General features: G+C 71.9%; 24 protein-coding genes and 1 tRNA gene. 11 read left to right on the forward strand and 14 right to left on the reverse strand.

The features are described 5' to 3' along the window. Positions 1-72: 72 nt before the first annotated feature. Positions 73-1,452 (forward strand): NAD(P)/FAD-dependent oxidoreductase, encoded by a 1,380-nt coding sequence (locus O1G22_RS25000; protein ID WP_270083363.1) that lies wholly within the window; start codon positions 73-75, stop codon positions 1,450-1,452. 176 nt (positions 1,453-1,628) lie between these two features. Continuing rightward, positions 1,629-2,921, forward strand: coding sequence for an SAM-dependent methyltransferase (locus O1G22_RS25005; protein WP_270083364.1), 1,293 nt, complete (start codon positions 1,629-1,631; stop codon positions 2,919-2,921). Positions 2,922-2,977: 56 nt separating this feature from the next. Here the strand turns inward: O1G22_RS25005 and O1G22_RS25010 are convergent, their stop codons facing one another. Together O1G22_RS25010 and O1G22_RS25015 are read right to left on the reverse strand one after the other, a co-directional pair. After that, positions 2,978-5,506, reverse strand: coding sequence for an ABC transporter permease (locus O1G22_RS25010; RefSeq protein ID WP_270083365.1), 2,529 nt, complete (start codon positions 5,504-5,506; stop codon positions 2,978-2,980). Next, positions 5,506-6,276 carry an ABC transporter ATP-binding protein gene (locus tag O1G22_RS25015; RefSeq protein ID WP_270083366.1) on the reverse strand — a complete coding sequence of 257 codons (771 nt, stop codon included), beginning with the start codon at positions 6,274-6,276 and terminating at the stop codon, positions 5,506-5,508. The genes O1G22_RS25010 and O1G22_RS25015 overlap by 1 nt, the downstream gene beginning before the upstream one ends. 425 nt (positions 6,277-6,701) lie before the next feature. Here O1G22_RS25015 and O1G22_RS25020 point away from each other — a divergent pair. The 3 genes from O1G22_RS25020 to O1G22_RS25030 all read left to right on the forward strand — a co-directional run bounded on the left by O1G22_RS25020 (position 6,702) and on the right by O1G22_RS25030 (position 9,149). Continuing rightward, positions 6,702-6,788 (forward strand) — tRNA-Leu (locus O1G22_RS25020). Between the two features lie 122 nt (positions 6,789-6,910). Next, the gene (locus O1G22_RS25025) at positions 6,911-8,086 is read left to right on the forward strand and encodes a 4-hydroxybenzoate 3-monooxygenase (RefSeq protein WP_270083367.1); all 1,176 of its coding nucleotides are present in this window, start codon (positions 6,911-6,913) and stop codon (positions 8,084-8,086) included. A 202-nt stretch (positions 8,087-8,288) separates the two neighbouring features. Continuing rightward, the gene (locus O1G22_RS25030; protein ID WP_270083368.1) at positions 8,289-9,149 is read left to right on the forward strand and encodes a Bax inhibitor-1/YccA family protein; all 861 of its coding nucleotides are present in this window, start codon (positions 8,289-8,291) and stop codon (positions 9,147-9,149) included. 85 nt (positions 9,150-9,234) lie between these two features. On the opposite strand, the gene O1G22_RS25035 is transcribed toward O1G22_RS25030, so the two are convergent. Continuing rightward, a complete protein-coding gene (locus O1G22_RS25035; protein ID WP_020940491.1) occupies positions 9,235-9,465 on the reverse strand; it encodes a DUF4287 domain-containing protein in 231 nt (76 codons plus the stop codon). Between the two features lie 99 nt (positions 9,466-9,564). Here O1G22_RS25035 and O1G22_RS25040 point away from each other — a divergent pair, with 99 nt between their 5' ends. Continuing rightward, positions 9,565-9,876: a hypothetical protein gene (locus tag O1G22_RS25040; protein WP_270083369.1), complete on the forward strand. Its 312-nt coding sequence runs from the start codon at positions 9,565-9,567 to the stop codon at positions 9,874-9,876. A gap of 8 nt (positions 9,877-9,884) precedes the next feature. On the opposite strand, the gene O1G22_RS25045 is transcribed toward O1G22_RS25040, so the two are convergent. The 3 genes from O1G22_RS25045 to O1G22_RS25055 all read right to left on the reverse strand — a co-directional run bounded on the left by O1G22_RS25045 (position 9,885) and on the right by O1G22_RS25055 (position 13,332). Further along, the gene (locus O1G22_RS25045; protein ID WP_270083370.1) at positions 9,885-10,667 is read right to left on the reverse strand and encodes a hypothetical protein; all 783 of its coding nucleotides are present in this window, start codon (positions 10,665-10,667) and stop codon (positions 9,885-9,887) included. A 283-nt stretch (positions 10,668-10,950) separates the two neighbouring features. Continuing rightward, positions 10,951-12,168, reverse strand: a complete 1,218-nt coding sequence (locus O1G22_RS25050) for an acetyl-CoA C-acetyltransferase (RefSeq protein ID WP_270083371.1) — start codon at positions 12,166-12,168, stop codon at positions 10,951-10,953. A 144-nt stretch (positions 12,169-12,312) separates the two neighbouring features. Next, complete coding sequence (locus O1G22_RS25055; RefSeq protein ID WP_270083372.1) at positions 12,313-13,332, reverse strand: SGNH/GDSL hydrolase family protein; 1,020 nt, start codon at positions 13,330-13,332, stop codon at positions 12,313-12,315. A 164-nt stretch (positions 13,333-13,496) separates the two neighbouring features. Between O1G22_RS25055 and O1G22_RS25060 the strand changes: the two genes are divergently transcribed. Next, a complete protein-coding gene (locus O1G22_RS25060) occupies positions 13,497-14,888 on the forward strand; it encodes a cystathionine beta-synthase (RefSeq protein ID WP_225099090.1) in 1,392 nt (463 codons plus the stop codon). Between the two features lie 385 nt (positions 14,889-15,273). Here the strand turns inward: O1G22_RS25060 and O1G22_RS25065 are convergent, their stop codons facing one another. After that, positions 15,274-16,122: a helix-turn-helix transcriptional regulator gene (locus O1G22_RS25065; protein ID WP_270083373.1), complete on the reverse strand. Its 849-nt coding sequence runs from the start codon at positions 16,120-16,122 to the stop codon at positions 15,274-15,276. Between the two features lie 148 nt (positions 16,123-16,270). Here O1G22_RS25065 and O1G22_RS25070 point away from each other — a divergent pair, with 148 nt between their 5' ends. Then, positions 16,271-17,032, forward strand: coding sequence for an SDR family oxidoreductase (locus O1G22_RS25070; RefSeq protein WP_270083374.1), 762 nt, complete (start codon positions 16,271-16,273; stop codon positions 17,030-17,032). Between the two features lie 39 nt (positions 17,033-17,071). Here the strand turns inward: O1G22_RS25070 and O1G22_RS25075 are convergent, their stop codons facing one another. Together O1G22_RS25075 and O1G22_RS25080 are read right to left on the reverse strand one after the other, a co-directional pair. Next, positions 17,072-17,497, reverse strand: a complete 426-nt coding sequence (locus O1G22_RS25075; RefSeq protein WP_270083375.1) for a hypothetical protein — start codon at positions 17,495-17,497, stop codon at positions 17,072-17,074. Between the two features lie 60 nt (positions 17,498-17,557). Next, positions 17,558-18,136, reverse strand: a complete 579-nt coding sequence (locus O1G22_RS25080) for a carbonic anhydrase (protein ID WP_270083376.1) — start codon at positions 18,134-18,136, stop codon at positions 17,558-17,560. 207 nt (positions 18,137-18,343) lie between these two features. Here O1G22_RS25080 and O1G22_RS25085 point away from each other — a divergent pair, with 207 nt between their 5' ends. The 3 genes from O1G22_RS25085 to O1G22_RS25095 all read left to right on the forward strand — a co-directional run bounded on the left by O1G22_RS25085 (position 18,344) and on the right by O1G22_RS25095 (position 21,531). Further along, positions 18,344-19,942, forward strand: coding sequence for an aromatic amino acid ammonia-lyase (locus O1G22_RS25085; protein WP_270083377.1), 1,599 nt, complete (start codon positions 18,344-18,346; stop codon positions 19,940-19,942). Continuing rightward, entirely contained in the window at positions 19,939-20,832 is an 894-nt protein-coding gene (locus O1G22_RS25090) for a MurR/RpiR family transcriptional regulator (protein ID WP_270083378.1), read from the forward strand. Before O1G22_RS25085 ends, O1G22_RS25090 begins: the two co-directional genes overlap by 4 nt. Positions 20,833-20,946: 114 nt before the next feature. Next, a complete protein-coding gene (locus tag O1G22_RS25095; RefSeq protein ID WP_225099080.1) occupies positions 20,947-21,531 on the forward strand; it encodes a hypothetical protein in 585 nt (194 codons plus the stop codon). Positions 21,532-21,566: 35 nt separating this feature from the next. Here O1G22_RS25095 and O1G22_RS25100 read toward each other — a convergent pair whose 3' ends face one another. The 5 genes from O1G22_RS25100 to O1G22_RS25120 form a co-directional block, all read right to left on the reverse strand. Next, entirely contained in the window at positions 21,567-21,941 is a 375-nt protein-coding gene (locus O1G22_RS25100; RefSeq protein ID WP_225099079.1) for a roadblock/LC7 domain-containing protein, read from the reverse strand. A 20-nt stretch (positions 21,942-21,961) separates the two neighbouring features. Next, entirely contained in the window at positions 21,962-22,465 is a 504-nt protein-coding gene (locus O1G22_RS25105) for a roadblock/LC7 domain-containing protein (RefSeq protein WP_270086531.1), read from the reverse strand. Between the two features lie 31 nt (positions 22,466-22,496). Continuing rightward, positions 22,497-23,288, reverse strand: coding sequence for a transcriptional regulator (locus O1G22_RS25110; protein WP_270083379.1), 792 nt, complete (start codon positions 23,286-23,288; stop codon positions 22,497-22,499). Next, the gene (locus tag O1G22_RS25115; RefSeq protein ID WP_270083380.1) at positions 23,285-23,671 is read right to left on the reverse strand and encodes a hypothetical protein; all 387 of its coding nucleotides are present in this window, start codon (positions 23,669-23,671) and stop codon (positions 23,285-23,287) included. Before O1G22_RS25115 ends, O1G22_RS25110 begins: the two co-directional genes overlap by 4 nt. Before the next feature lie 179 nt (positions 23,672-23,850). Further along, complete coding sequence (locus O1G22_RS25120) at positions 23,851-25,224, reverse strand: type III PLP-dependent enzyme domain-containing protein (RefSeq protein ID WP_270083381.1); 1,374 nt, start codon at positions 25,222-25,224, stop codon at positions 23,851-23,853. Positions 25,225-25,297: the final 73 nt, after the last annotated feature.

Genomic DNA, 25,297 nt, shown 5'->3' on the forward strand with positions numbered 1-25,297 from the left:
AGCACAGGCCCTGTAGGACCTTGTGAAGGGGCGCACGAGCACCGCTCAAGGGGCGGGTGGATACTCGATGCCATGAGCACCACGGAGCGTCCCAGGATCCTCGTAGTAGGCGGTGGGTACGTAGGCCTGTACGCAGCTCGGCGCATCCTCAAGAAGATGCGCTTCGGAGAGGCGACCGTCACGGTCGTCGACCCCCGGTCGTACATGACCTACCAGCCCTTCCTCCCCGAAGCCGCCGCCGGCAGCATCTCCCCTCGCCACGTCGTCGTCCCGCTGCGACGCGTGCTGCCGAAGGCGGAGGTCCTCACCGGCCGGGTCACCACCATCGACCAGGACCGCAAGGTCGCCACGATCGCCCCGCTGGTGGGCGAGGCGTACGAGCTGCCCTTCGACTACCTCGTCATCGCCATGGGCGCGGTCTCCCGCACCTTCCCGATCCCCGGCCTCGCCGAGCAGGGCATCGGCATGAAGGGCATCGAGGAGTCCATCGGCCTGCGCAACCACGTCCTGGAGCAGCTGGACAAGGCCGACTCCACGACCGACGAGGAGATCCGCCGCAAGGCGCTCACCTTCGTCTTCATCGGCGGTGGCTTCGCGGGCGCGGAGACCATCGGCGAGGTCGAGGACATGGCCCGGGACGCGGCCAAGTACTACAAGAACGTGTCCCGCGAGGACATGCGCTTCATCCTGGTCGACGCCGCCGACAAGATCCTCCCCGAGGTGGGTCCCAAGCTCGGCCAGTACGGCAAGGAGCACCTGGAGAGCCGGGGCGTGGAGATCTACCTCTCCACCTCGATGGACTCCTGCGTCGACGGCCACGTGGTGCTGAAGAACGGCCTGGAGGTCGACTCCAACACCATCGTGTGGACCGCCGGCGTCAAGCCGAACCCGGCCCTCGCCCGCTTCGGTCTGCCCCTCGGCCCGCGCGGCCACGTCGACTGCGAGCCGACCCTCCAGGTCAAGGGCACGGACTACATCTGGGCCGCCGGTGACAACGCACAGGTCCCGGACCTCGTCGGCCGCAAGGCGGGCAACGAGAACGCCTGGTGCCCGCCCAACGCCCAGCACGCGCTGCGCCAGGCCCGGGTCCTCGGCGACAACGTGGTCTCCGGTATGCGGGGCTTCCCGCAGAAGGAGTACGAGCACGCCAACAAGGGTGCGGTCGCCGGTCTCGGCCTGCACAAGGGCGTGGCGATGATCGTCATGGGCAAGATGAAGATCAAGCTCAAGGGCCGCCTCGCCTGGTACATGCACCGTGGCTACCACGGTCTGGCGATGCCGACCTGGAACCGCAAGATCCGCGTCTTCGCCGACTGGACCCTGAGCATGTTCCTCAAGCGCGAGGTCGTCTCCCTCGGCGCCATGGAGAACCCCCGCGAGGAGTTCTACGAGGCCGCCAAGCCGGCGCCGGTCGCCGCCGCGAAGACCGAGGAGAAGGCCAAGGCCTCCTGACCTCCGACGGTCGCTGAACCGACCGGAAGACCTCCCGCCATCCGTGGTGCGGGAGGTCTTCCGGCGTTTTCGGGGGTGATCGGGGGTACTTGGTAGGCCGATTGCGGGATTACGGGGAGTGGCCGACGTCGTTTACGTGGTAACCGGCATCCGGGATCTCGTCTTGGAGGTGTGCCATGGCGGACGCCGCGTCGCGGCTGAGGAGTCTTGCCGAGCAGGTACTGGGAACACCGCTGCCGCTCCGGCTGCGGGCCTGGGACGGATCGCAGGCCGGGCCGCCGGACGCGCCGGCGCTGGTCGTGCGCAACCGCCGCGCCCTGCGCCGGATGCTGTTCAAACCGGGTGAACTCGGCCTCGCCCGCGCCTGGGTCGCCGGTGACCTGGACATCGAGGGCGACCTGTACACCGCCCTCGACGCGATGGCGGCCCTGGTGTGGGAGCGCGGGGAGGACTCCAGGACCCTCCTCCAGGCCCTGCGCGACCCGGACGTACGCGCCGCCGCCCGCGACCTGCTCAAGCTCGTCGGCCTCCCGTTCCCGCCCGCCCCGCCGCGCGAGGAGGTGCGCAGGCCCCGCAGGCATCTGCACAGCCGGCACACCGACAAGCGGGCCATCAGCCACCACTACGACGTCGGCAACGACTTCTACGAGCTCGTCCTGGGCCCGTCCATGGTGTACTCCTGCGCATACTGGGAGGACGGCGGCTCGCTTGAGTCCGCCCAGCGCGACAAGCTCGAACTCATCTGCGCCAAGCTCGGCCTGAAGGAGGGTCAGCGGCTGCTGGACGTCGGCTGCGGCTGGGGCTCGATGGCCATCCACGCGGCCCGCGAGCACGGCGTGAGCGTCGTCGGGATCACCCTTTCCCAGGAACAGGCCGCCTACGCCCGTAAGCGGGTCGCCGACGAGGGACTGGCCGACCGGGTGGAGATCCGCGTCCAGGACTACCGGGACGTGACGGACGGGCCCTTCGACGCCATCTCCTCCATCGGCATGGCCGAACACGTCGGCGCCGAACGCTATCTGGAGTACGCCAACCAGCTGTACACGCTGCTCAAGCCGGGCGGACGGCTGCTCAACCACCAGATCGCCCGCCGTCCGCAGCGCGACGAATCGGCGTACGAGGTGGACGCGTTCATCGACGCCTACGTCTTCCCCGACGGTGAGCTCGCACCCGTAGGCACCACGGTCACCCAGCTGGAGCGCGCCGGGTTCGAGGTGCGGGACGTGGAGTCGATCCGCGAGCACTACGCCCGCACCCTGCGGCAGTGGGTCGCCAACCTGGAGGCGGACTGGGCCCGCGCGGTCCGGCTCACCAGCCCCGGCCGGGCCCGTGTCTGGCGGCTGTACATGGCCGCCTGCGCGCTGGCCTTCGAACGCAACCGCATCGGCGTCAACCAGGTCCTGGCCGTCCGCACTCCGGAGTCGGGTTCTTCCGGGCTGCGGCTGCGCACCCGCACCTGGCACGCCTGACACGGCGAGGGGCCCCGCTCCGGTGACGGAACGGGGCCCCTCGCACTGCCGTACGGCTACTCGGCCTTGATCGCCGTCAGCATGTTGAGCCTGGCCGCGCGCCGGGCCGGCCACAGGGCGGCCAGGACGCCGACCGCGCCCGCCAGCAGCAGGAAGACCGCCATCCGGCCCCAGGGCAGGACCAGTTCGTACGTCGGCATCTTCGTGCCCAGCAGCTGCCCGGCCGCCCAGCCGAAGAACACGCCCAGGCCGACGCCGAGCACGCCGCCGAACAGGGAGATCACCAGGGATTCCAGCCGGACCATCCGCTTGACCGCCTTGCGGTCCAGGCCGATCGCGCGGAGCATGCCGATCTCCTGGGAGCGCTCGAAGACCGACATGGCCAGGGTGTTGATGACTCCGAGGACCGCGACGATCACCGCCATGCCGAGCAGGCCGTAGAGCATGTTCAGCATCGTCGTGAAGATCTTCGCGATGGCGTTGGAGATGTCCTGCTTGTCCTGGACCCTGATGGCAGGGTTGGAGTCGAGAGCCTTGACGAGCCTGTCCTTGGTGGCGCTGGAGGCGCCGCCCGCGGTCTTGACCATGACGTCGCTGTCGGTCGGGTGGGGCAGGTGCGGAGTGAGGGCCTTGTTGTCGACCAGGATCTCCTTGAACATCTCGTTGCCCTTGTAGACACCGGCGACCGTCAGCTTCTGCCGCTTGCCGTCCTCGTAGCGCACGGTGAAGACCGACCCGGCCTTCCAGCCGTGCGACTTGGCGGTGTCCTCGTCCACGGTGACCCGGGAGCCGCTCACCTCGAAGGTGCCCTGCTCCATCTCCAGATGGGTCAGTGCGCCGATCGCGGAGCCGTTGACGCCGGTCAGCACCTCGTTGGAGCCGTCGATCCGGGAGACGGCACGGCGCAGGGGGCTGCTGTCGGTCACGCCGTCGGTCGCGGCGATCTTCTTCGCCACGTCAGGGGAGAGCGGGTCGCCGTTGGTCATCGAGACGACGTAGTCCGCACGCAGCGACGAACTGGCCATCTTGTCGATCGCTGTCTGCAGGCTGCCCGCCATCACCGTCATGCCGGTGATCAGGGTCAGGCCGATCATCAGCGCGGAGGCGGTGGCCGCCGTACGGCGCGGGTTGCGCACCGAGTTCTGCCGGGCCAGCTTGCCCGAGACACCGAAGACACGCAGCACCGGGGCGGCGGCCGCGATCAGCGGCCGGGACAGCAGCGGGGTCAGGATGAACACGCCGATGATGAGCAGCACGGCGCCGATGCCCATCGGAGCCTGGGCGGAGTCGGCGCTCATCGTCGTGGCCGCGAGGACCACCGCGATGCCGGCCCCCGCGAACAGCGCGCCGAACGTGTTGCGCAGCACCAGCGACTTGGTGGTGGCCTTGGCGTGCACGCTGCTCATCGCCGCCACCGGCGGGATCTTCGCAGCCCGGCGGGCGGGCAGCCAGGCGGCCAGCATGGTGATGAGGATGCCGACCGCGAGGGCGGACATGACGGTCCCGGGGGTGATCACCAGCGGCCCGTCGGGCACGCTCGCGCCGAAGGAGCCGAGCAGCGAACGCAGTCCGGCGCCGATGCCGACACCCGCGGCGAGCCCGGCCACACCGGCGACCGCGCCGACCGCGAACGCCTCGATCAGCACCGAGCGGGTGACCTGGCGGCGGGAGGCGCCGACCGCGCGCAGCAGGGCCAGTTCGCGGGTGCGCTGGGCGACCAGCATGGTGAAGGTGTTGGCGATGATGAACGTGCCGACGAACAGCGCGATACCGGCGAACACCAGCAGGGCCTGCTTCAGGCCGCTCATGGAGGCGGCGATCTGCTTCGCCTGGTCGTCGGCGAGCTGCTTGCCGGTGGTGGTCTCCACCAGATGCGCGGGCAGGGCCTTGTCCAGCTCGGCCTTCAGCGCGGACTGGCTGGTGCCGGCCGCGGCCTTGACGTCGATCTCGTCGTACGTGCCCGCCTTGTCGAACAGCTTCTGCGCGGTCGGCGTGTCGAACAGGGCGAGGCTGCCGCCGGCGGAGACGTTGCCGTCGTCGGTGGTGAAGATGCCGGCCAGGGTCGGGGTGAGGACAGGGCCGTTCACGGACAGGCGCACGGTGTCGCCGACCCGGTAGCCGGCGCGCTCGGCGGTCCTGGAGTCGAGCAGGACCTCACCCGCACCGCGCGGGGCGTGACCGCTCACCAGCGGGTAGCGGGCGTCCTTGGTGCTCCAGTAATTGCCGCCGTTGGACTGCCAGTCGCCGCCGACCAGCTTGCCGTCCTTGTCGGCGACGGCGGTGAAGCCGCTGACGACACCGGTCGCGGAGGCGGCGCCGGGGACCTTCGCGGCCTTGTCCAGGACCCCCTGGGTCAGATCGGACAGCTTGCCGACCTGGTCGCCCTTGGAGTCCTGGTACTTGGGCTGTACGGCGACGTCGACCTGGTCGAAGCCCTTGGCGGAGCTCTTCTGGTAGGCGTCGGAGACGGTGTTGGTGAAGACGAGCGTCCCGGACACGAACGCCACGCCGAGCATGACGGCGAGCACGGTCATCAGGAGCCGGGCCTTGTGCGCGAGGACGTTGCGCAGGGCGGTGCGGAACATCAGGAGGTCCGGCCCTTCGCGTCGAACTGCTTCATTGTGTCGAGGACGGCGTCGGCGGTGGGGCCGTGGATCTCGTCCACGATCCGGCCGTCGGCCAGGAAGACCACGCGGTCCGCGTAGGCGGCGGCGACCGGGTCGTGGGTCACCATGACGACGGTCTGGCCCAGTTCGCGCACGGAGTTGCGCAGGAAGCCCAGCACCTCGGCGCCGGAGCGCGAGTCGAGGTTTCCGGTCGGCTCGTCGCCGAAGATGATGTCCGGCTTGGAGGCGAGGGCGCGGGCGACCGCCACGCGCTGCTGCTGGCCGCCGGAGAGCTGGGAGGGCCGGTGGCTGAGCCGCCTGGACAGCCCGACCATCTGGATGACCTGATCCAGCCACTGCTTGTCGGCCTTCCGGCCCGCGATGTCCATCGGAAGGGTGATGTTCTCCAGGGCGGTCAGTGTCGGCAGCAGGTTGAAGGCCTGGAAGATGAAGCCGATCTTGTCCCGGCGGAGCTTGGTGAGCTGCTTGTCCTTCAGGGAGCCCAGCTCGGTGTCACCGATCCTGACGGACCCCGAGGAGAAGGTGTCCAGGCCGGCCACGCAGTGCATCAGCGTGGACTTGCCGGAACCGGACGGGCCCATGATCGCGGTGAACTCGGCCTGCCGGAAGTCGACCGAGACCCGGTCCAGGGCGACCACCCGGGTCTCACCCTGTCCGTAGATCTTCGACAGCTCCGTGGCGCGTGCGGCCACGGCGGTGGTCCGGCCGGCGGTGGGTGTGGTGGTCACGGGAGGGTGCTCCTGTCGGGGGGTGACGTGTGTTCCTGGGGACCGCTCCATCGTCTCGGCGGGAAGGGCGCGTGAAGTCAGTCGCTGTTCCGGTTCCGGAGGGCGACTCGGGTCGGACGGGAGACCGCCGTGTCATACCTGGGGAGGACCGCCGACCCTGAGGGCCGGGCGGTGAAGACCATGTCGAACGTTGTCGAACGATGTCGAGAACAGGTGGAACGCCCTCGTTCAGACGGTGAAATTCCGTCATTTCACGTACACGCGTGCCCACCTCGCGTCACGCTGTCTGGCAAGTGCGGATGGCGCGTTCCGCGGGCTGATGCACCCTCAGACGTCAATAAAATAAGACAACATCGGTCCACCCTTCCGCTGTTCGGGGGATGGGTCCCGATAGGCTCGGTTCCTCGACGCGGAGCCCATGGCCTGCCCGGATGGTGGAATGCAGACACGGCGAGCTTAAACCTCGCTGCCCCTTCGCGGGCGTGCCGGTTCAAGTCCGGCTCCGGGCACCACCGCGCCCCTCGTTCACCCATTGACATCGGCTACGGCCCGGCGGAGACTCATCGCTCGAAAGTTGGTGAAGAAAATTTCACCAGACGAACAGCAGGCAATATTACGGAAGGGGCGGAGACCGATGCGCACCACCGTCGGGATCATCGGAGCGGGTCCGGCCGGGCTGCTGCTCGCGCGGCTGCTGCACCGCGCCGGCATCGACTCGGTCGTCCTGGAGGCCCACGACCGCGCCTACGTCGAACACCGCCAGCGCGCCGGGATCCTGGAGCAGGGGACCGTGGACGTGCTGCGCGCGGCGGGCGCCGGGGAGCGGATGGACCGGGAGGGGCTGCGCCACGACGGCATCGAGCTGCGCTTCGACCGCACCCGCCACCGTGTGGACTTCCCCGGCCTCACCGGCGGACGGTCCGTGATGGTGTACGCCCAGACCGAGGTGTGCAAGGACCTCATCGCCCTCCAGCTGAAGGAGGGCGGACCGCTGCTGTTCGAGGCGGAGGCGCTCGCCGTCGAGGGCGCCGAGAGCGACAGCCCGCGGGTGCGGTTCCGCCGCGAGGGGCGCGAGGAGGTGCTGGAGTGTCAGTACGTCGTCGGGTGTGACGGCTTCTGGGGTGTCTCGCGCAAGGCGGTGCCCGAGTCCCTCTCCCGGGTGCACGAGCGGACGTACCCCTATGCCTGGCTCGGCATCCTCGCCGACGTCGCGCCCTCGCACGACGAACTCGTCTACGCCCGCCACGACCGCGGCTTCGCCCTGCTGTCGATGCGTTCGCCGTCCGTCTCCCGTCTCTACCTCCAGGTGCCGGCCGGCGCGGAGGCGGGGGAGTGGACCGACGAGGAGATCTGGTCGGAACTCGACCGGCGCTTCGAGACGGACGACGGCTGGCGGCTGGAGCGCGGGCCGATCACCCAGAAGTCGGTCACGCCCATGCGCTCCTTCGTCCACGAACCGATGCGCCACGGCCGGCTCTTCCTCGCCGGCGACGCGGCCCACATCGTCCCGCCGACCGGCGCCAAGGGCCTGAACCTCGCCGTCGGCGACGTCGTCACCTTCGCCCGTGCGCTCGTCCACGAGCGGGAGACCGGCTCCCCGGACCTCCTCGACGCCTACTCGGCGACCTGTCTGCGCCGGGTGTGGCAGGCCGAGCGGTTCTCCTACGACATGACGACCCTGCTGCACCCCGCCCCCGACGCCACCCCCTTCGACGCCCGCCTCCAGGTGGCCCGGCTGGAGCGGATCGCCTCCTCGCGCGCGGCCGAGACCGATCTGGCCGAGGCGTACACGGGGTTCCCGTTCGGGTAGGTCGGCCGTTCGAGCGATTTTCTCTCGGTTCGGTAGCAGCTTCGTCATGGAACGCGATCACCCATGGCCGGGAATCGCCCGCACGCGTAGCGTGTTGGGCAGCACGGCAGGGGAAAGATCCTCCTCAAGTATCATGGTCGACCCTTTGCCAATCCATTACTCTTTGAGCCAAGGCTGCGCACGGCAGCCATGGAGGAGTGAAATGAGGAGCAGCAACCCGGTCTTCTCGCGACGGGGGTTCAGCCGCGACAACGGCTACGCCGGCTTCAACACCGCACCGCAGGCCGGGTACGCACAGGGCAACCCGTACGCGCAGAACCCGTATGCGCAGAACCCGTACGCGCAAGCGGACCTCCAGTACGGCGCGCCGCCCCAGGCACCGGTCACCACCGACCGGATGACGATGGACGACGTCGTCGTCCGCTCGGCCATGACGCTCGGCACGGTCGCCCTCGGCGCCGTCCTCGCCTGGGCGCTGCTGCCGGTCTCGGCGACGAGCTACGGCCTGGCCGTCGGCTCCGCGCTGGTCGCGTTCGTCCTGGCGATGGTCCAGAGCTTCAAGCGCACCCCGTCGCCCGCCCTGATCCTGGGCTACGCCGCGTTCGAGGGCGTCTTCCTCGGCGTCATCAGCGAGATGTACAACAGCCGCTGGAGCGGCGCCCCGTTCCAGGCGGTGCTCGGCACCATGGCGGTCGCCGGCGCGACCCTGCTCGTCTACAAGGCGGGCTGGATCCGCGTCACCGCCCGCTACGCCCGGATGGGCCTCGCCATCGCGATGGCCTTCATGGTCGTCATGGCGGTCAACCTGCTGCTGGTCGTCTTCGGCGTCGCCGAGAACGGCGGCCTGCGCAGCTTCGGCCCGCTCGGCGCCCTGGTCGGCATCGTCGCCATTCTCATCGGCGCGTTCTTCCTCACGCTGGACTTCAAGCAGATCGAGGACGGCATCGCCTACGGCGCCCCGCGGAACGAGTCCTGGCTCGCCGCGTTCGGTCTCACCATGACCCTGGTGTGGATCTACGTCGAGATGCTGCGGCTGGTGGCCATCTTCACCAACAACGACTAGCGGGCACGCTCGCCGGCCGGCAGCCGGCCGAAAGAGTCCGCTGAGCGAAGGGCCCCGGGTTCCGACCCGGGGCCCTTTTCGCGTCTCAGAGCAGCTTGCGGGCCGCCCTCCTCAAGTCGTACTCGTGCACGATCGCCTTCGCGTGGCCGTACGCGAGGTCGTACTCGTGCCTGAGCCAGCTGACCTTCTCCTCGAAGCGGAACAGTGCGGGGCCTTCTTCTACGGTGCGCAGCCAGTCGGAGACTTCACGACCGGTGCAGTGGGGGATGCGGGCGAGCAGATTGCGATGGGTCTCCTCGGAGAAGAGCTGGGACATCGGCGCCTCCGAACGCAAAGGGGATGTAAGCCGGTCCTTCACGTCACCGTGCCTGAGCGTTCGCGTATTGGCAACAGTCCGGCACGTTACGCTCGGCGCGTGGTTGATACGACGCCCTTGACGCAAGCAGTGGATCACTTCGCCGACCGGCTGCGCGCGGCGCCGCAGAGCAGACTTCAGCGGGGGGCCGCGGCCGAGGCGCTGGCGCTGGCCCGGGAGTTGACCCGGTGGGCTCAGCGCGTCGAGGAGCCCGGGGCCGAGCCCCGGGAGATGCCGGACGCGGGGATGTTCGCCGCCGCTGATCAGATCCTCGTGGCCGCACACGATTTGGAGGTGGTGCTGCGGAGCGAGGAGCAGGTCGCCGAAGCGGTGCGGCTGGTGGAGGAGGCGCGGCAGCGGGCCGGCGTCTGAGGAACCCCCTACAGGGACGCTATGACCCGGTCCGCCAGTATGTAGACCATCTCCTCGCCGAACGCGAAGGTGAGGGTGTAGGCGCCGGAGATGCCCGAGCCGCCGAGGAGGTACGGGGTCTCGCCCGACGCCACCGCCGCGGCCAGGCGTTCGGCGGTCTCGCGGTGGCCCGGGGTCATGCACAGGGTGGTGCCGTCGGCGAAGACGTAGACGTCGAGGGTGCCGAGCGGGCCCGGACGGACGTCGGCCAGTTCGACACGGTCGGCGGCGAGCTGCTCCAGCGTGGTCACCGTACGCTCGTGGTCGTTCACGGCCGGCGACTGCACCGGGACGAAGTCGGGGTGCGAGGGGTGCCGACGGCGGGCCGCGGCCAGTTCCGGGGACTCCCCGGCGAACTCGTCGGCCTCGGTGGTCGGCTCGGACACCGGCTCCAGGCCGGCGAAGTCGCTCTGCCGGGGCAGGAAGATCTCGGTGTCGGACAGGCCGAGCAGAGAGGGCGCGTCGGAGGCGTCACGGGCCTCCTGCGCGGCCCAGAAGGCACGCGCTTCGGCCAGCTCACGCTCCCGCTCCTCGGCGAGCGCCTCGGCCACGGCCGCGCGTATCTGGTCGGCGTCGGCGTGGGTGCGGGCGCTGGGCAGCAGGGCGCGGGTGGTGGCCGCCTGGTCCTCGGCGAGCTGGCGCTGCAGCTCGGTGAGCTGACGGCGCAGCTTCACGACGGTGCGCAGGACGGCGACGCCCACGGCGCCGGTGGCGGCCGTGGTGAGCAGCAGGGCGATGGGCATGGCGCTCACTGACGTACTCCCGGTTCAAAGTCGACCCCCGACTTCCTACATCAGCTTGAAGGGTGGACTATCCAGCTGTCAGTGCGTAACGTCACGAAACGGACAGGTCTTTGGTCTCGTGGATTCTTCGAGCGGCGCGCTGACCTGCGTTGACCTGCACTGTTGTGGTGCGCGAGCGAGATAGGTCACATCCTGGGGGAGATTGGATCACGAAAAGGCCCAGAACCGTGGAGATTCCTGGGTTCTGGGCCGATTCGCGACGTGACGTGCCTGTCCCGCTACGGACGGTGTGTCAGCTGAGGCGCTCGATGACCATCGCCATGCCCTGGCCGCCGCCGACGCACATCGTCTCCAGGCCGAACTGCTTGTCGTGGAACTGCAGGGAGTTGATGAGCGTGCCGGTGATGCGGGCGCCGGTCATGCCGAAGGGGTGGCCCACGGCGATGGCGCCGCCGTTGACGTTCAGCTTGTCGAGGTCGATGCCGAGGTCGCGGTAGGAGGGGATCACCTGGGCGGCGAAGGCCTCGTTGATCTCGACCAGGTCGATGTCGTCGATGGTGAGGCCCGCGCGCCGCAGCGCCTGGTTGCTGGCCTCGACCGGGCCGAGGCCCATGATCTCGGGGGACAGGCCCGAGACGCCGGTGGACACGATGCGGGCGAGCGGGGTCAGGCCCAGCTCGCGGGCCTTGGTGTCGGACATGATGACGACGGCGGCGGCGCCGTCGTTGAGCGGGCAGCAGTTGCCGGCGGTGACGAGGCCGTCCGGGCGGAACACCGGCTTCAGGCCCGCCACGCCCTCCAGGGTGACGCCGGCGCGCGGGCCGTCGTCCTTGCTGACGACGGTGCCGTCGGGAAGGGTGACCGGGGTGATCTCGCGCTCCCAGAAGCCGTTCTTGATGGCTTCCTCGGCGAGGTTCTGCGAGCGGACGCCGAACTCGTCCATCTCCTGGCGGGTGATGCCCTTGGCGCGGGCCAGGTTCTCGGCGGTCTGGCCCATCGCGATGTACGGGTCGGGCAGCAGGCCGTCCTCGCGCGGGTCGTGCCAGGTCGTGCCCTCCTGCTGGGCGACGGCCTCGGTGCGGGCCTGCGCCTCGGCGAAGAGCGGGTTGTAGGTGCCCGGCATGTCGGAGCTGCCGTGGGCGTAGCGGGAAACCATCTCCACACCGGCCGAGATGAAGACGTCGCCCTCACCGGCCTTGATGGCGTGCAGGGCCATGCGGGAGGTCTGGAGGGAGGAGGAGCAGTAGCGGGTGATCGTGCAGCCGGGCAGGTGGTCCATGCCCATCTGCACGGCGACGATACGGCCGAGGTTGTGGCCCTGCTCGCCGCCGGGGAGGCCGCAGCCGAGCATCAGGTCGTCGATGTCCCGGGGGTCCAGCTCGGGGACCTTGGCGAGCGCGGCCTGGATGATCGTGGCGGTCAGGTCGTCGGGGCGCAGGTCCTTCAGGGAGCCCTTGACGGCGCGGCCGATGGGGGAGCGGGCGGTCGAGACGATGACGGCTTCGGGCATCACGGCTCCAGTGGACTGTGTGTGCTTTTCGGGCAGGGCCGCTTGGGAAGTTACCGCTCCGTATGGTCCAGGTCACGGGTGCGGTGGTGTGACACTGGCCGCAATTTACTAAGCGCTTGCTTGGGCCTCCCGCGCGGCAGAGGTTCAGACCGACGGAGTCGCCGGCTCGGCTTCCGGCACCCGGCGCCGGCGCCGGCGCTTGAGCAGTGCCCACGGTCCCCGCGGCCCCGTCGGCATCGCCGCGGTGACCTCCGTGCCTGCCTCCGAGGCGGCCTCCGCCGCGGCCCGGGCCACGGGCAGGAAGCCCTCGCGCCGCATCACGTCCGGCCGTTCCTCCTCCGCCGGCCACAGGCCCAGGGCCGCGCAGACCGTCGGCAGCACCGCCATCGCCGCTGTCGCGTAGCCCTCCGCCGAGGGGTGGTAGTTGTCGGGGCCGAAGAGTTCCCGGGGGTTCGCCTCGAACTCCGGGCCCAGCAGGTCGCCCAGGGACACCGTGCGGCCGCCCTGCTCCACCGCCCCGATCGTCTGGGCCGCCGCCAGCTGGCGGGACGCCCGCCGGGCCAGCCAGCGCAACGGCTGCTGCACCGGCTCGATCGTGCCGAGGTCGGGGCAGGTGCCGACCACCACCTCCGCGCCGGCCGTGCGCAGCCGTCGTACCGCCGACGACAGGTGCCGTACCGAACGGGTCGGCGGCATCCGGTGCGTCACGTCGTTCGCGCCGATCATGATCACGCAGATGTCCGGGACGGGAGCGGCGGCCGACAGCACCAGCGCCACCTGGCGGTCCAGGTCGTCCGACTGGGCTCCGGGCAGTGCGACGTTACGGAGCTCCACCGGGCGTTCCGCCACCGCCGCCAGCCCCGACGCCAGCAGCGCCCCCGGGGTCTGGCCCGCCCGGTGCACGCCCTGCCCGGCCGCCGTCGAGTCGCCGAGCATGACCAGACGCAGGGGCGGTTCGCCGGGCACGGCGTAGGTGAGGCCGTACATGCCGTCGGCGACCGGGACCCGGCCGCCGCTGCCGTTGCCCACATGGCGCCGGGCCAGCCGTACCTCCGCCAGCAGCAGACCGACGGCGGCCGCTCCGGCCAGGCCGACCCCGCCACCGCCGTACGCCGCTCCGGCCGCGATGCGCCGGGCCACCCGCGCCCTCGACATGTTCGTCATGCGTCGCCGCCACCTCCCTCGTAGCCGTACATCCACTCCTTGCCCCGTACAGCCCGTGCGCCAATCTCGACGGGGAGTGAACGGCCACCACGTCCCACTCGTGGGCCGTAGGCTGACTTGACCACTACGACCACTGCTTTTGTGCACAGCAACCGGAGACAACGGTGCAATTCCACGACTCGATGATCAGCCTCGTCGGCAACACCCCGCTGGTGCGGCTCAACAACGTGACCAAGGGCATCCAGGCGACCGTCCTTGCCAAGGTCGAGTACTTCAACCCCGGCGGCTCCGTGAAGGACCGCATCGCCCTGCGCATGATCGAGGCCGCCGAGCAGAGCGGGGAGCTGAAGCCGGGCGGCACCATTGTGGAGCCGACCAGCGGGAACACCGGCGTGGGGCTCGCGATCGTCGCTCAGCAGAAGGGGTACAAGTGCATCTTCGTGTGCCCCGACAAGGTGAGCACCGACAAGATCAACGTGCTGCGCGCGTACGGCGCGGAGGTCGTGGTCTGCCCGACCGCCGTGGATCCCGAGCACCCCGACTCGTACTACAACGTCTCCGACCGGCTCGTCCGCGAGACCCCGGGCGCCTGGAAGCCGGACCAGTACTCCAACCCCAACAACCCGCTCTCCCACTATCACTCGACCGGCCCCGAGCTGTGGGAGCAGACGGAGGGGAAGATCACCCACTTCGTGGCGGGCGTGGGCACGGGCGGGACGATCTCCGGCACCGGCCGGTATCTGAAGGACGCCAGCGACGGCAAGGTCAAGGTCATCGGCGCCGACCCGGAGGGCTCCGTCTACTCCGGCGGCTCCGGGCGGCCGTATCTCGTCGAGGGCGTGGGTGAGGACTTCTGGCCGACCGCCTACGACCGCACCGTCGCCGACGAGATCGTCGCCGTCTCCGACAAGGACTCCTTCCAGATGACCCGCCGCCTGGCCAAGGAGGAGGGCCTGCTGGTGGGCGGCTCCTGCGGGATGGCCGTCGTGGCCGCGCTGCGGGTCGCCGAGCGGCTCGGCCCGGACGACGTGGTGGTCGTGCTGCTGCCGGACAGCGGGCGCGGATACCTCTCGAAGATCTTCAACGACGAGTGGATGGCCGACTACGGCTTCCTGGAGGACGAGGGCCCGAGCGCCCGCGTCGCCGACGTCCTGAACCACAAGGCGGGCGGCACCATCCCCTCCCTGGTGCACATGCACCCCGAGGAGACCGTCGGCCAGGCCATCGAGGTGCTGCGCGAGTACGGCGTCTCGCAGATGCCGGTCGTCAAGCCGGGTGCCGGTCACCCCGACGTGATGGCCGCCGAGGTCGTCGGCTCGGTCGTGGAACGGGAGCTGCTGGACGCCCTGTTCTCCAAGCGCGCCTCCCTGGAGGACCCGCTGGAGAAGCACATGTCCGCCCCGCTGCCCCAGGTCGGCTCCGGCGAGCCCGTCGGCGACCTGATGTCCGTGCTCGGCTCGGCCGACGCGGCGATCGTCCTCGTCGAGGGCAAGCCGACCGGCGTGGTCAGCCGGCAGGACCTGCTGGCGTTCCTCGCCAAGGGCGGCAAGCAGTAGCCGAACGGGGGGTGAACTGCCGGTTTCGGTGCCGCACTTGCGGGTGGTCCGCCGGTCGGGCGGTCTTCGCGGAAGTGGTACGAGCGTGTCACGTCCACGCAGCACACGCTTAACACGGGTCCGGCACATTAGTGGGTGTCGGCAGGGCGGGAGCGGCTCCCCGCCCCGGCCGACGCCGAACGGCGCCAAGGACCTCCGGAGCGGCTCCCGGACCTCCATGGACGCCACGGACGCGCAGCCCGGCCCTGACCCGGCCCGCGTCCCTCGCGGGGACCGCCGTCGTCCCGCCCCCCGGCAACGGGGGTGCGGCGGTCCCCGCGAAAGCTTTCTGCACGGTCGTGAGCTTTCTGGACGGCCGTCAGCCTTCTGAACCCTCGTCAGCCTTCTAGACGGTCGTCCAACTCCCCAGCAGCGCCAGCCGCTCCGCCGTCTCCGACCCCTTCTCCGGGGTGTACACCACGATCGTCTGTTCCGGGTCGTGTCCGACCGTCAGCGTCTCGTACGGCAGGGTCAGCAGGCCCGCCACCGGGTGCCGGACCTTCTTCACGCCGTACGCGCACTCCCTGACCTCGTGGTCCGCCCACAGCCGGCGGAAGTCCTCGCTCTTCAGGGAGAGTTCGCCGACCAGCGCGCACAGCTCGGGGTCGTCGGCGTACTTCCCGGCGGCCAGCCGCAGGTTGGCCACCGTCGTCGCGGCCACCGCGGACCACTCGGGGTACAGGTCACGGGCGGCCGGGTTCAGGAAGACCTGCCGGGGCATGTTCCGCTCGGCCGGGGACATACGGCTGAAGCCGTTCACCGCGTCGCCGAGCGCGTTCCACGCGAGCACGTCCATCCGGCGGCCCAGCACGAACGCCGGGCTGTGCTCCATGCCGTCGAGCAGCGTCTGCACGCCGGGGCGCACGCGGGGCGCGGGCTGCCGCCGGGGCTGTCCGCCCTGGCGCCGGTGCTGCGGGCGGGCCACCGTCCGCAGATGGGCGTGCTCGGTCTCGTCCAGCCGCAGCACCCGGGCGATCGCGTCCAGCACCGCGTCACTGACGCTCGGCCCGCGCCCCTGCTCCAGCCGGATGTAGTAGTCGACGCTCACGCCCGCGAGCTGGGCCACCTCCTCGCGGCGCAGGCCCGGTACGCGGCGCCGCCCGTGGCCGGGCAGCCCCACCTCCTCGGGCTGGATCCGTGCACGTCGTGAGCGCAGGAAGTCGCCGACTTCCCCTTCCAGCCAGTCCCCGTCCATGGGATCGATCGTAGGGGAGAGGCCGCGGCCGAACCTGGTACTGGCAGACCCAGGAAAAGCGCATCCCTGGGTACGGCCGCCGGATCCGGCGAGGGTGGTGTCAGCCGCCGGGGAGCAGCCCCGGCGCCCGCATCCAGGGGGAACACCCATGTCGTACCCGAACCTGTCCGGCCGCACCGCTGTCGTCACCGGCGCCGCCAGCGGCATCGGCGAGGCGCTCGCGGTGCAGCTCGCCGCCGAGGGCGCCCGGGTGGCGCTGCTGGCCCGGCGCGCCGACCGGCTTCAGGCGCTGGTGGAGAAGATCCGGGCCGACGGGGGCGAGGCGCTCGTCGTGGCCGCCGACGTCACCGACGACGCGTCCGTGGCGGCCGCCCGCGACCTGGTGCACCAGACGTTCGGCGCCGTTGACCTGGTCGTGAACAACGCCGGCGTCATGCTCCCGAACCCGGTCGCCGACGGCCGCATCGACGAGTGGCAGCGGATGCTCGACACCAACGTCACCGGAGTGCTGCGGGTCATCCGTGCCTTCGGCGCCGACCTGGTGGGCGCGGCCGGCGAGGGGCGCACCGCCGACCTGGTGAACATCTCCTCCATCGGCGCCCACATCCCCTTCCCCAACTACGCGGTGTACGGCGCCACGAAGGCCGCCGTCACCTATCTCTCGCAGTCCCTGCGCACCGAGTTCGGGCCGCGGGACGTGCGGGTGACGAACATCGAGCCGGGGCTGACGCAGACCGAGCTGGCCGCGCATGTCGACAGCGCGGAGCTGTCCGGGCAGCTGGACGGCTTGTTCGAGGCGATCGGCAGCCTGTCGGCGGCGGAGGTCGCGGACGTCGTCGCCTACGCCACCAGCCGGCCCCGGCACGTCAACCTCCGCCAGATCATGGTGCTGCCGACCCGGCAGGCGTGAGGCCGGGGGCGTGGGGCCGGGGGCGTGGGGCCGCGCGGGTCAGTCGTCGTCGCGGGAGCGGGCGCGGCGGCCGGAGAACAGCTCGGGGTTGTACCGGACCGCCTGGGCGAAGTTGACGCCGACGATGCCGAGCCAGGCGGCCACCGTCCCGGCCGTCCCCGCGACGCCGCCGGCGACGGCGGTCAGCGGGATCGCCAGGACCAGCGAGACGATCGCGAGCCCGAAGCGCTCCGGCCAGGTGTCGGCGCTCTTCGGGCGCCGGGCGCCGCGCGCGCTCGCCATCTGCTGCTCGGCCAGGTGCCGCCGTACCCGGCGGTCCACCGCGTCGTCGATGCGCTGCTCGACCTTCTCCAGGAAGGAGTCCAGCAGCGCGGCGTCGTAGTCCTCGCCCAGGTCACGGCGTGCCCGCACCGTGGCGTCGAGGTCCTTGCGCAGGTCCACGTCCCGCGGGTCCAGAGTGTTCATGCCGTTCAGGTTAGGAAGCGGCCGCCTGGGGCGCACTGGGGATAGCCCCCCTGTCCCGGCTCAGGGCAGAAGGCTGACGACCCCCGTGCCGAGGTCGAACCGGCCCGCCTCCACCCCGGCGGAGCCGAACGCCGGGTCGGCGCGGATCACGTCCCGCACCCACGCGGTGTGCGCCCGCATCGTGTGCTCGGCCCAGTCCCCGTCCAGGCCCCGGGTGCGCCGGGCGGCGGGCGCGATCTCCGCCACCAGCAGCTCCAGATGCCCCGGTACGGCCGCCCCGGTGCGCAGATGCTCCAGCGTGGCGGCGACCGCCCCGCACCGCTCGTGCCCGAGCACCAGCACCAGCGGGATGCCGAGTTCCTGGACGCCGTACTGGACGGAGCCGAGCACGGCCTCGTCCAGCACCTGGCCGACCGTGCTGAGGCACAGCAGGTCCCCGAGGCCCTGGTCGAAGACCAGCTCCGGCGGCACCCGGGAGTCGACACAGCCGACGATCACCGCGCACGGCCGCGGTCGGGCGGGGCCGCCGTGCGGGCGCCGGGGGCGGCCGGCGGCGTAGCGCGCGTTGCCGGCGAGGAGCTCGCCGAGCACGGCGGCCGGAGTGGACGGCGTGGCGGGGTGGAGCGTGGGCGCGGCCATAACTGCTCACGGTACGCAGGGGAGGCGTCACGCTCGGTCGCCGTTTAATGACATTTGGCCGATTCTTCGGCAGATCATCGCCCCGCTGATACCGCCCCTTGGCCGGTGGTGGCGGCACCGGATCGTGAGACGTCTCTTGCCCGGCTGTATAGGCTCATGCAGAGTTCTTGGTGGGTGAATAGCAGGGGTGAGGGGAGTTCGGGCGTGATGTCGTCTCGCGTCGTGGCCGCGCCGCAGTCCGTGCCGTCCCCGCGCGCCGCGACGGTCGTCCTCGACGGCTCCGGGCTCGGCGTCGAGGACGTCGTACGCCTCGCCGACGGGACCGCGCGACCGGTCCCCGCGGCCGGGGCGCTGCGACGGGTGGAGGAGTCCTGGAACGCGGCCCGGCGGATCGCCGCCACCGGGCGCGTCTACGGCCGCTCCACCGGCGTGGGCGCCAATCGGAACGTGGACGTGCCCGCCGAGGCGGTCGCCGGACACGGCCTGCGCCTGCTGCGCAGCCACGCCGGGGCGATCGGGGAGGAACTGCCCGCCCGGCAGGTGCGCGCCACCCTCGCCGTGCGCGCCAACCAGCTGCTGGCCGGCGGCGCCGGGCTCAGACCCGGCGTGGTCACCGCCCTGTGCGAGGCGCTGGAGACCGGCGCCCATCCGGCCGTCAACGAGTTCGGCTCCGTCGGCACCGGCGACATCGCGGCCCTCGCCCAGGTCGGCCTCGCGCTCGCCGGGGAACACCCCTGGCACGGCCCGGGCGCCCCCGCGCCGCTGCCCCTCGACAACAACGACGCCCTCGCCCTGATCAGCAGCAACGCCCTCACCCTCGGCCAGTCCGCGCTCGCCCTGGACGAACTGCGCGGGCTGATCGGCGCCACCCAGGTCGTCGCGGCCCTGTCCCTGCTCGCCGTCGACGGCTCCCACGAGGCCTACGCCGCCCCCGTGCACGCCGCCCGCCCGCACCGAGGCAGCGTCGAGGTGGCCCGGCGGATGCGGGAGCTGATCGGCGCCGCCGACCGGCCCACCCCGCCGCCGGGGCCTCTCTGTCGGGTCAGGCCGGCTTCGGGCGACGGTGCCTCTCGCGTGACCCCGGCAAGATCCGAAAGAGAGGCCCCGGGCCGGATCCAGGACCCGTACGGCTTCCGGTGCCTGCCTCAGATCCACGGCCCCGCGCTCGACGCGGCCGACGCCCTGGAGCAGATCCTGACGGTGGAGATGAACGCGGCCGCCGAGAACCCGCTCATCGCCCCCGAGGACCTCGCCGCCTACCACCACGGCGGCTTCTACGCCGCCCAACTCGCCCTGGCCCTGGACCACTTCAGGCTCGCCCTCATGCAGGTGGCCCGGCTGTCGACGTCCCGCCTGTCCACGCTCAACGAGCCCGCCTACACCCGGCTGCGGCCCTTCCTCGCCGACCACGAGCCGGCCTCCTCCGGCGTGATGATCCTGGAGTACGCGGCCGGCGCCGCCCTCGGCGAGCTGCGGGCCTTCTCCGCGCCCGCCTCGCTCGGCCACGCTGTACTCTCCCGGGGCGTCGAGGAACAGGCGAGCTTCGCCTCGCTCGCCGCGCGGCAGACCCTGCGCGCGTGCGGTGCGTACCGCCTGGTGGCCGGCTGCGAACTCGTCGCCGCCGTCCGTGCGCTGCGCCAGCGCGACCTGCGGCCCGACCCGGGGCTGCCGGCCGGCCGGGCCTTCGCGCTCGCCGAGTCGGTCCTCGACCCCGACCCGGCCGACCGGCCGCTCACCAAGGACGTGACGGAGGCGGCCGCACTGCTCGACCGGTTCACGGACATCTGGAGGGGGAGCGCGTCATGAGTGTGGACAGGGTTACCGGTGCGGATTCCGCGGAAGGCGCCGCGTCCGGCGGTGCGACCGACAGCCCCGCGGGCCGGCTGCAGGCGCTCTTCGAGGGTCACCGGCTCACCCCGACCCAGCGCCGGATCGCGCACAGCATGGTCCGGCGGGCCGCCGACGTGCCCTTCCTGTCCAGCGTGGAGCTGGCCGAGCTGGCGGGCGTCAGCCAGCCCTCCGTCACCCGCTTCGCGGTCGCCCTCGGCTTCGACGGCTACCCGGCGCTGCGCAGGCACCTGCGCGAGGTCGTCCCCGTCGAACCGGCCGCCGAGGCGGGCGTGTTCAACGAGTACCAGCAGGCCGTCGAGGCCGAGATCGAGAACCTCAGGCACCTCGCCGAACTCCTCGCCGACCCGCGTCCGGTGCAGCGGGCCGGCCGGATCCTCGCCGCCTCCCGCCCGCTGCCGGTGCTCGGCCTGCGGGCCGCCGCCTCCCAGGCGTACGGCTTCTCGTACTTCGCCGCCAAGGTCCACCCGGACGTCCGGCTGCTCGACGAGGGCGGCACGATGATCCAGGACCGCATCGACGCCGCCGTCCGCGCGGGCGCCTCCGCCCTGCTGTGCTTCGCGCTGCCCCGGCACCCCCGCGAGGTCGTGGACACCCTCGCCTACGCCCAGGACGTCGGGCTGACCACGGTCACGGTCGCCGACTCCGCGTTCGCGCCGGTCGCCAAGCACTCCGACCTGCTGCTGCCCGCCGCCGTCGGCACCGGCCTCGCCTTCGACACCGCGTGCGCCCCGATGCTGCTCGGCCGGGTGCTGCTGGAGGCGCTCTGTGACGACCTGCCCGACGCCCAGGCCCGCCTGGAGGAGTTCGACACGAAGGCGGCGGCGCGCGGGCTGTTCGTGGAATGACCTCCTTCCGGGCGCCCTCCTTCCGGGCGCGCTCTCAGACTCGTCTCACGTTCTGCCCCTAGCTTCTGCGGGAGACAACAGGCGCTGGATGGACACGTGACACGGGAGGCAGACGTGGCGCGCGGAGGGCAGGGACTGGCCCGGGTGGCCGTCGTCGTACGGGCCGGGGCCGCACCGCTGTGGTGGTTCGGGGTGGCCGCGGCCGGGGTCGGCGTGCTGCCGCCCGGGGTGACCGGCCGCCGGATCGGGGTGCTGGCCGGGGCCGCACTGTTTCTCGTCGCGGCGGCCGGCGTACCACTGGCACGGCGGAAGCGGTACGACGCCCTCGCCCGCGGGGCCGCCCGCGCGGGCAAGTTCGACGTGCTGCAGGACCGGGCGGTGACCGTGCGCGCCTGGCGCCGGGGCCACCGGTGGTGGCTGCTGGCGGCCTTCGCCGCGGCCCTCGGCTCCGCCTTCGCCGTCCCCGCCGCCGGCGGCATGCTGCTCGCCGGGCTCGGCACCGGGCTGCGGCTGAAGGCGGCCCGGATCGGGCGGCGCGAGCGGGCGGAGCAGACCCTGCTGTGGGTGCGCGTCGACTGGCTCGGCCGACGCGGCGGGAGCCCGGTGGGCAAGGCCGTGAAGGGGTGGCGCGGTACGGGTGTCGCGGCCGGCGACGCGGCCCCGGGCGGGGCCCGCCGCCGTACCGCCGCGCTGGTCTAGGGCCCGCGACGCCGGGATGATCCAAACGACACCCCCTAGATCTCCAGCTCCTGCTCGATCTTCTTCAGCTGGTGCCGTGCCATCGCCAGGTTGGCCCGGGAGGTGTCCAGGACCAGGTAGAGGAACAGGCCGTTGCCGCCGCGGCTCTTGAGCAGGCGGACCAGGTGGTACTGGTCCGTCAGCGTGATCAGGATGTCCTCGATCTCGCTCTTGAGCCCCAGCATCTCCATCGTGCGCATCTTGGCGCGGATCACGTCGGTGTTGCCGGCGGCGGCCACGTTCAGGTCGAAGGTCTTGCTGCCGCCCATCGTGCCCAGCGCCATCCCGCTGGTGTAGTCGACGAGCGCGACGCCGGTGGCGCCCTCGATGGAGGTGAGCGCTTCTTTCAGTGCGGTTTCGGTGTTCGCCACGGTGAGTCCTCTCGAATCGTTCAACTGTCGGTCGCGGTGCGCATGTCGGCGCCCGCGGTGCGGGTCGTACGGGTACGGGCCGGTGGCGCGGGGCTGACGGCGCCCAGCGTCCTTCGGGGCGGGACGGCGGCCCGGGCGGCGGCCTCGGCGGCGTCGAGCAGCTCCCCGATCCGGGCGCCGGCCCGGCGGCCCTCCAGGTGCAGCCGCCCGACGTTGACCCGGCCCTCGGCGAGCAGGGTCAGTACGGCGGTGCGGCCCGCGGCGTAGGTGGCGACGTAGCCGCCCTCGCCGCGCACCAGCAGCTCGCGGAAGCCGCCGTGCCCGGTGGCGTCGCTGACCCGTACGGCCACGCCGAGCGCGGCGGCGGTCAGCGCGGCCAGGCCCTCCGGGTCCACCCCCGGGGTGTCGTGGGCGACGACGAGCCCGTCGACGCCGGCCGCCAGGGCGCCGGTGAGCTGCGGCACCCGGGTCCGCAGCCGGCGCAGCTCCTCCAGGACGGCCTGGAGGTCCTCCTCGGACACGATCAGCTCTCTCCTCTCGGCGGGGCGGTGCCGTTCAAAGCGCCTCCAGCGCATCCCTGAGCCTCTTCAGCAGCGCGATGTCGGGGTCGGTGACCGGGGGTGGGTACGGCAGGGAGGCCGGGGCCGCGGGCGGCACCGGTGCGAGGTGGCCGGCCGCCGCGAGCCGGCGCACGTCGACCAGCGTGTGGAAGGCCTGCCGGCCCAGGTTCCGGGCGATCCCGGTGGCCGTGCGGACGCCGTCCACGCGGTCCAGGACCACCCGCTGCCGGGACGTGACCGGCGCGGGCGCCGCCGGGTCGGCCCGGATCAGCGGGGCGCTGTCGGTGGCCGGGTCGGGCCACAGCCGGTGCAGCAGCAGCCGGCGGCGCAGCGTCTCGCGTTCCAGCGCGACGACCGGAACCGAAGGCAGCGGGCCGAGCCGGGGGGTGTTGTCGTAGCGGAAGCGGCCCGGGGTGCTGCTCGGCGCCAGCGCGAAGTACCCGGCGTCGTACAGCGCGTCCAGATGGCACAGCTCCAGCGCGCCTGTGGTCAACAGCCCCGACTCCAGCAGGAGTTCGGCGGCCTGCGGCGGGTCAGCGGTGCGCGCGGCGGCCCGCTGCCAGGCAGCGGCCGCGAGGGTGCCGTGGGCCGTGAGGAGCACGCCGAGGCCCGGGGAGCAGGGGCTCTCGGCGTGCACCACCCGGCCCTCGGCCAGGTACAGGGTGCCGTGCTCGCGCACCAGGACGCCGGTGGCCCGCTCCTCGGCCAGCCGGGTCAGCATCGGCGACAGGGCCCGGCCGGCCGTCTTGTCCCGCACCGGCAGCGGAGGTATGTGCGTCACGGTCATCCCAGCACCAGCCGGGCGGCCATCTCGCCGAGCCGGATCCGGGCGAGCGCGAGGTTGCCGTCCTCGCGGCCGAGCCACAGATGCAGGAACACACTGCTGTCGAAGGACGTGTCCACGAACCGCAGCAGGTGGTAGCTGTCGCGGTTGCTGACGATCACGTCCTCGACGGGTGGCCGCCCGTCGTCCGTGCCGGCCGCGAACGCGCCGTGCTCGGCGGCCATCCGGGCCAGTTCGGCGGCCTCGGCGGCGGTCGTCTCGTGATCGCCGCCGGGCGCCTCCCCTACCGTGCCGAGCGCCAGTCCGCTCGTCCAGTCCACGAGCGCGGCGCCCCGCGCACCGGGCAACCGCATCGCTTCCAGCAGGCACTCGTCGATTCCGGGCACCGTGGCTCCCCTCCCGCCTGGGACTCCGGCTGAGTGACGCCGACACTACGCACCGTGCGCGCCGCCGGGGGAGGCCTTTGGCATTTTCCAGTGGAACATGCGTCCGGCGTACTAGTGTGGGTCAACTGGCGTCTGTGCCGGGGGAGTTGATCATGTTGTGCGCGGGGAGGGGGCGTGCGTCAACGGCTCCCGGGCGCCCGCAGGGTGGTGAGTGCGTCCACGTGCGCCCCTCCGGACTCCGCCACCACCTCGGCCATGGTCTGCGGCTCCCGTACGACCGCGAAGGCGACACCTCCCGCACCGTCCGGCGCGAAGCCGTAGATGCCGGGCCGGGCCAGGGAGTTGTAGGCGTAGTGGTGGGCGAAGTAGTACGCGCCCGTGTCCAGCGCCGCCGCGTAGTCGCCCTGCTCCAGCGCGGGCAGCGCGCGCCCCTCGGCGAGCAGGTCGCCCGAGAAACAGGCCGGCCCGGCCACGTCCTGCACCACGTCCGGCCCCTGCTTGGGGCGCCCCTTGGCGTCGTACCCGGCGATCCTGAGCGGCCACGCCTCGGGCACGTACACCGTGCGCGTCGCCACCTGCACGCCCGCGTGCGTCACCGCGATCCGCCGCCCGCCCGCGTACTTGGCGTACTCCACCCGCGCCACCACCGTCCCGTGCCGGGCCATGAGCGAGCGCCCGAACTCGGTCACCAGCCCGTACCGCCCGTCGAACAGCCCCGGCACCTGCTCGGCCAGCACGCGCGCGTACTGCGCGTACGTCGGCGCCGCCACCTCGGAGGCGAAGTCCACCGAGAGCCCCCCGCCGATGTCGAGCGTGTCGATCTGCCGCCGCCCGGCCCGCGCGTTGACCTCCTCCGCGAGCGCGTACGTCTCCGCCACGCCCCGCGCCAGCAGCGGCAGCGGGATGCCCTGTGAGCCGGTGTGCGCGTGCAGCCGGGTCAGCCACGGCCGCTCCAGGAACACCCGGACGACCCACTCGCGCGCCCCCTCGTCCCGCAGCGCCACCCCGAACTTCGAGGTCGCCGTCGCCGTGGACGTGGCCCCGATGGTCCCGCCGCCGATCTGCGGGTTGACCCTGAGACCCAGCGGGGAGCGGGTGGACGTCTGCCGGACGAGGGCGTCCAGCCGGTCCAGCTCCTGCGGGTTGTCGGCGTTCACGGCGATGCCCAGCGCCAGCGCCTCGCGCAGCTCGGCCGGGGTCTTCGCGGGCGCGTCCAGCACCGTCCGCTCCGCCGGCACCCCGGCCGCCCGCGCCAGCGCCAGCTCGCCCGGGCTCGCGACCTCCGCGCCGAGACCCGCCTCGCCCAGCAGCCGCAGCACCGGCACCAGCGGGGTCGCCTTCACCGCGAAGGCGTGCAGCACCGGGGTGCCGGGCGCCACCACCGCGTCGAACGCCGCCCGCAGGGCCGCCGCCGACCGCCGGATCCCGGTCACGTCCAGCAGCCCCACCACGGCCGCGTCCGGCCCGAGCAGCCCCTGCTCCACGGCGGCGCGCACCGCCTCGTCCCGCCGGGCGGCGCGGTCCTGGGCCTCGGCCTGGATGTCCCGCTCCACAGCGTCTCCCCTCGTCTCCGCCTCAGGTACCTGTCCAGCCAAACACCGGCGGCGCGCGAACGGGGGGCCTCCG

The organism is Streptomyces camelliae (assembly GCF_027625935.1).
GTDB classification, from domain to species: domain Bacteria; phylum Actinomycetota; class Actinomycetes; order Streptomycetales; family Streptomycetaceae; genus Streptomyces; species Streptomyces camelliae.

What these genes read in the sequence shown, in the direction of transcription:
- O1G22_RS25000 (WP_270083363.1), top strand. Translation starts at nt 73, where the DNA reads ATGAGCACCACGGAGCGTCCCAGGATCCTCGTAGTAGGCGGTGGGTAC.
- O1G22_RS25005 (WP_270083364.1), top strand. Translation starts at nt 1,629, where the DNA reads ATGGCGGACGCCGCGTCGCGGCTGAGGAGTCTTGCCGAGCAGGTACTG.
- O1G22_RS25010 (WP_270083365.1), bottom strand. Translation starts at nt 5,506, where the DNA reads ATGTTCCGCACCGCCCTGCGCAACGTCCTCGCGCACAAGGCCCGGCTC.
- O1G22_RS25025 (WP_270083367.1), top strand. Translation starts at nt 6,911, where the DNA reads ATGCGCACCACCGTCGGGATCATCGGAGCGGGTCCGGCCGGGCTGCTG.
- O1G22_RS25030 (WP_270083368.1), top strand. Translation starts at nt 8,289, where the DNA reads ATGAGGAGCAGCAACCCGGTCTTCTCGCGACGGGGGTTCAGCCGCGAC.
- O1G22_RS25035 (WP_020940491.1), bottom strand. Translation starts at nt 9,465, where the DNA reads ATGTCCCAGCTCTTCTCCGAGGAGACCCATCGCAATCTGCTCGCCCGC.
- O1G22_RS25050 (WP_270083371.1), bottom strand. Translation starts at nt 12,168, where the DNA reads ATGCCCGAAGCCGTCATCGTCTCGACCGCCCGCTCCCCCATCGGCCGC.
- O1G22_RS25055 (WP_270083372.1), bottom strand. Translation starts at nt 13,332, where the DNA reads ATGACGAACATGTCGAGGGCGCGGGTGGCCCGGCGCATCGCGGCCGGA.
- O1G22_RS25065 (WP_270083373.1), bottom strand. Translation starts at nt 16,122, where the DNA reads ATGGACGGGGACTGGCTGGAAGGGGAAGTCGGCGACTTCCTGCGCTCA.
- O1G22_RS25070 (WP_270083374.1), top strand. Translation starts at nt 16,271, where the DNA reads ATGTCGTACCCGAACCTGTCCGGCCGCACCGCTGTCGTCACCGGCGCC.
- O1G22_RS25075 (WP_270083375.1), bottom strand. Translation starts at nt 17,497, where the DNA reads ATGAACACTCTGGACCCGCGGGACGTGGACCTGCGCAAGGACCTCGAC.
- O1G22_RS25080 (WP_270083376.1), bottom strand. Translation starts at nt 18,136, where the DNA reads ATGGCCGCGCCCACGCTCCACCCCGCCACGCCGTCCACTCCGGCCGCC.
- O1G22_RS25085 (WP_270083377.1), top strand. Translation starts at nt 18,344, where the DNA reads ATGTCGTCTCGCGTCGTGGCCGCGCCGCAGTCCGTGCCGTCCCCGCGC.
- O1G22_RS25090 (WP_270083378.1), top strand. Translation starts at nt 19,939, where the DNA reads ATGAGTGTGGACAGGGTTACCGGTGCGGATTCCGCGGAAGGCGCCGCG.
- O1G22_RS25110 (WP_270083379.1), bottom strand. Translation starts at nt 23,288, where the DNA reads ATGACCGTGACGCACATACCTCCGCTGCCGGTGCGGGACAAGACGGCC.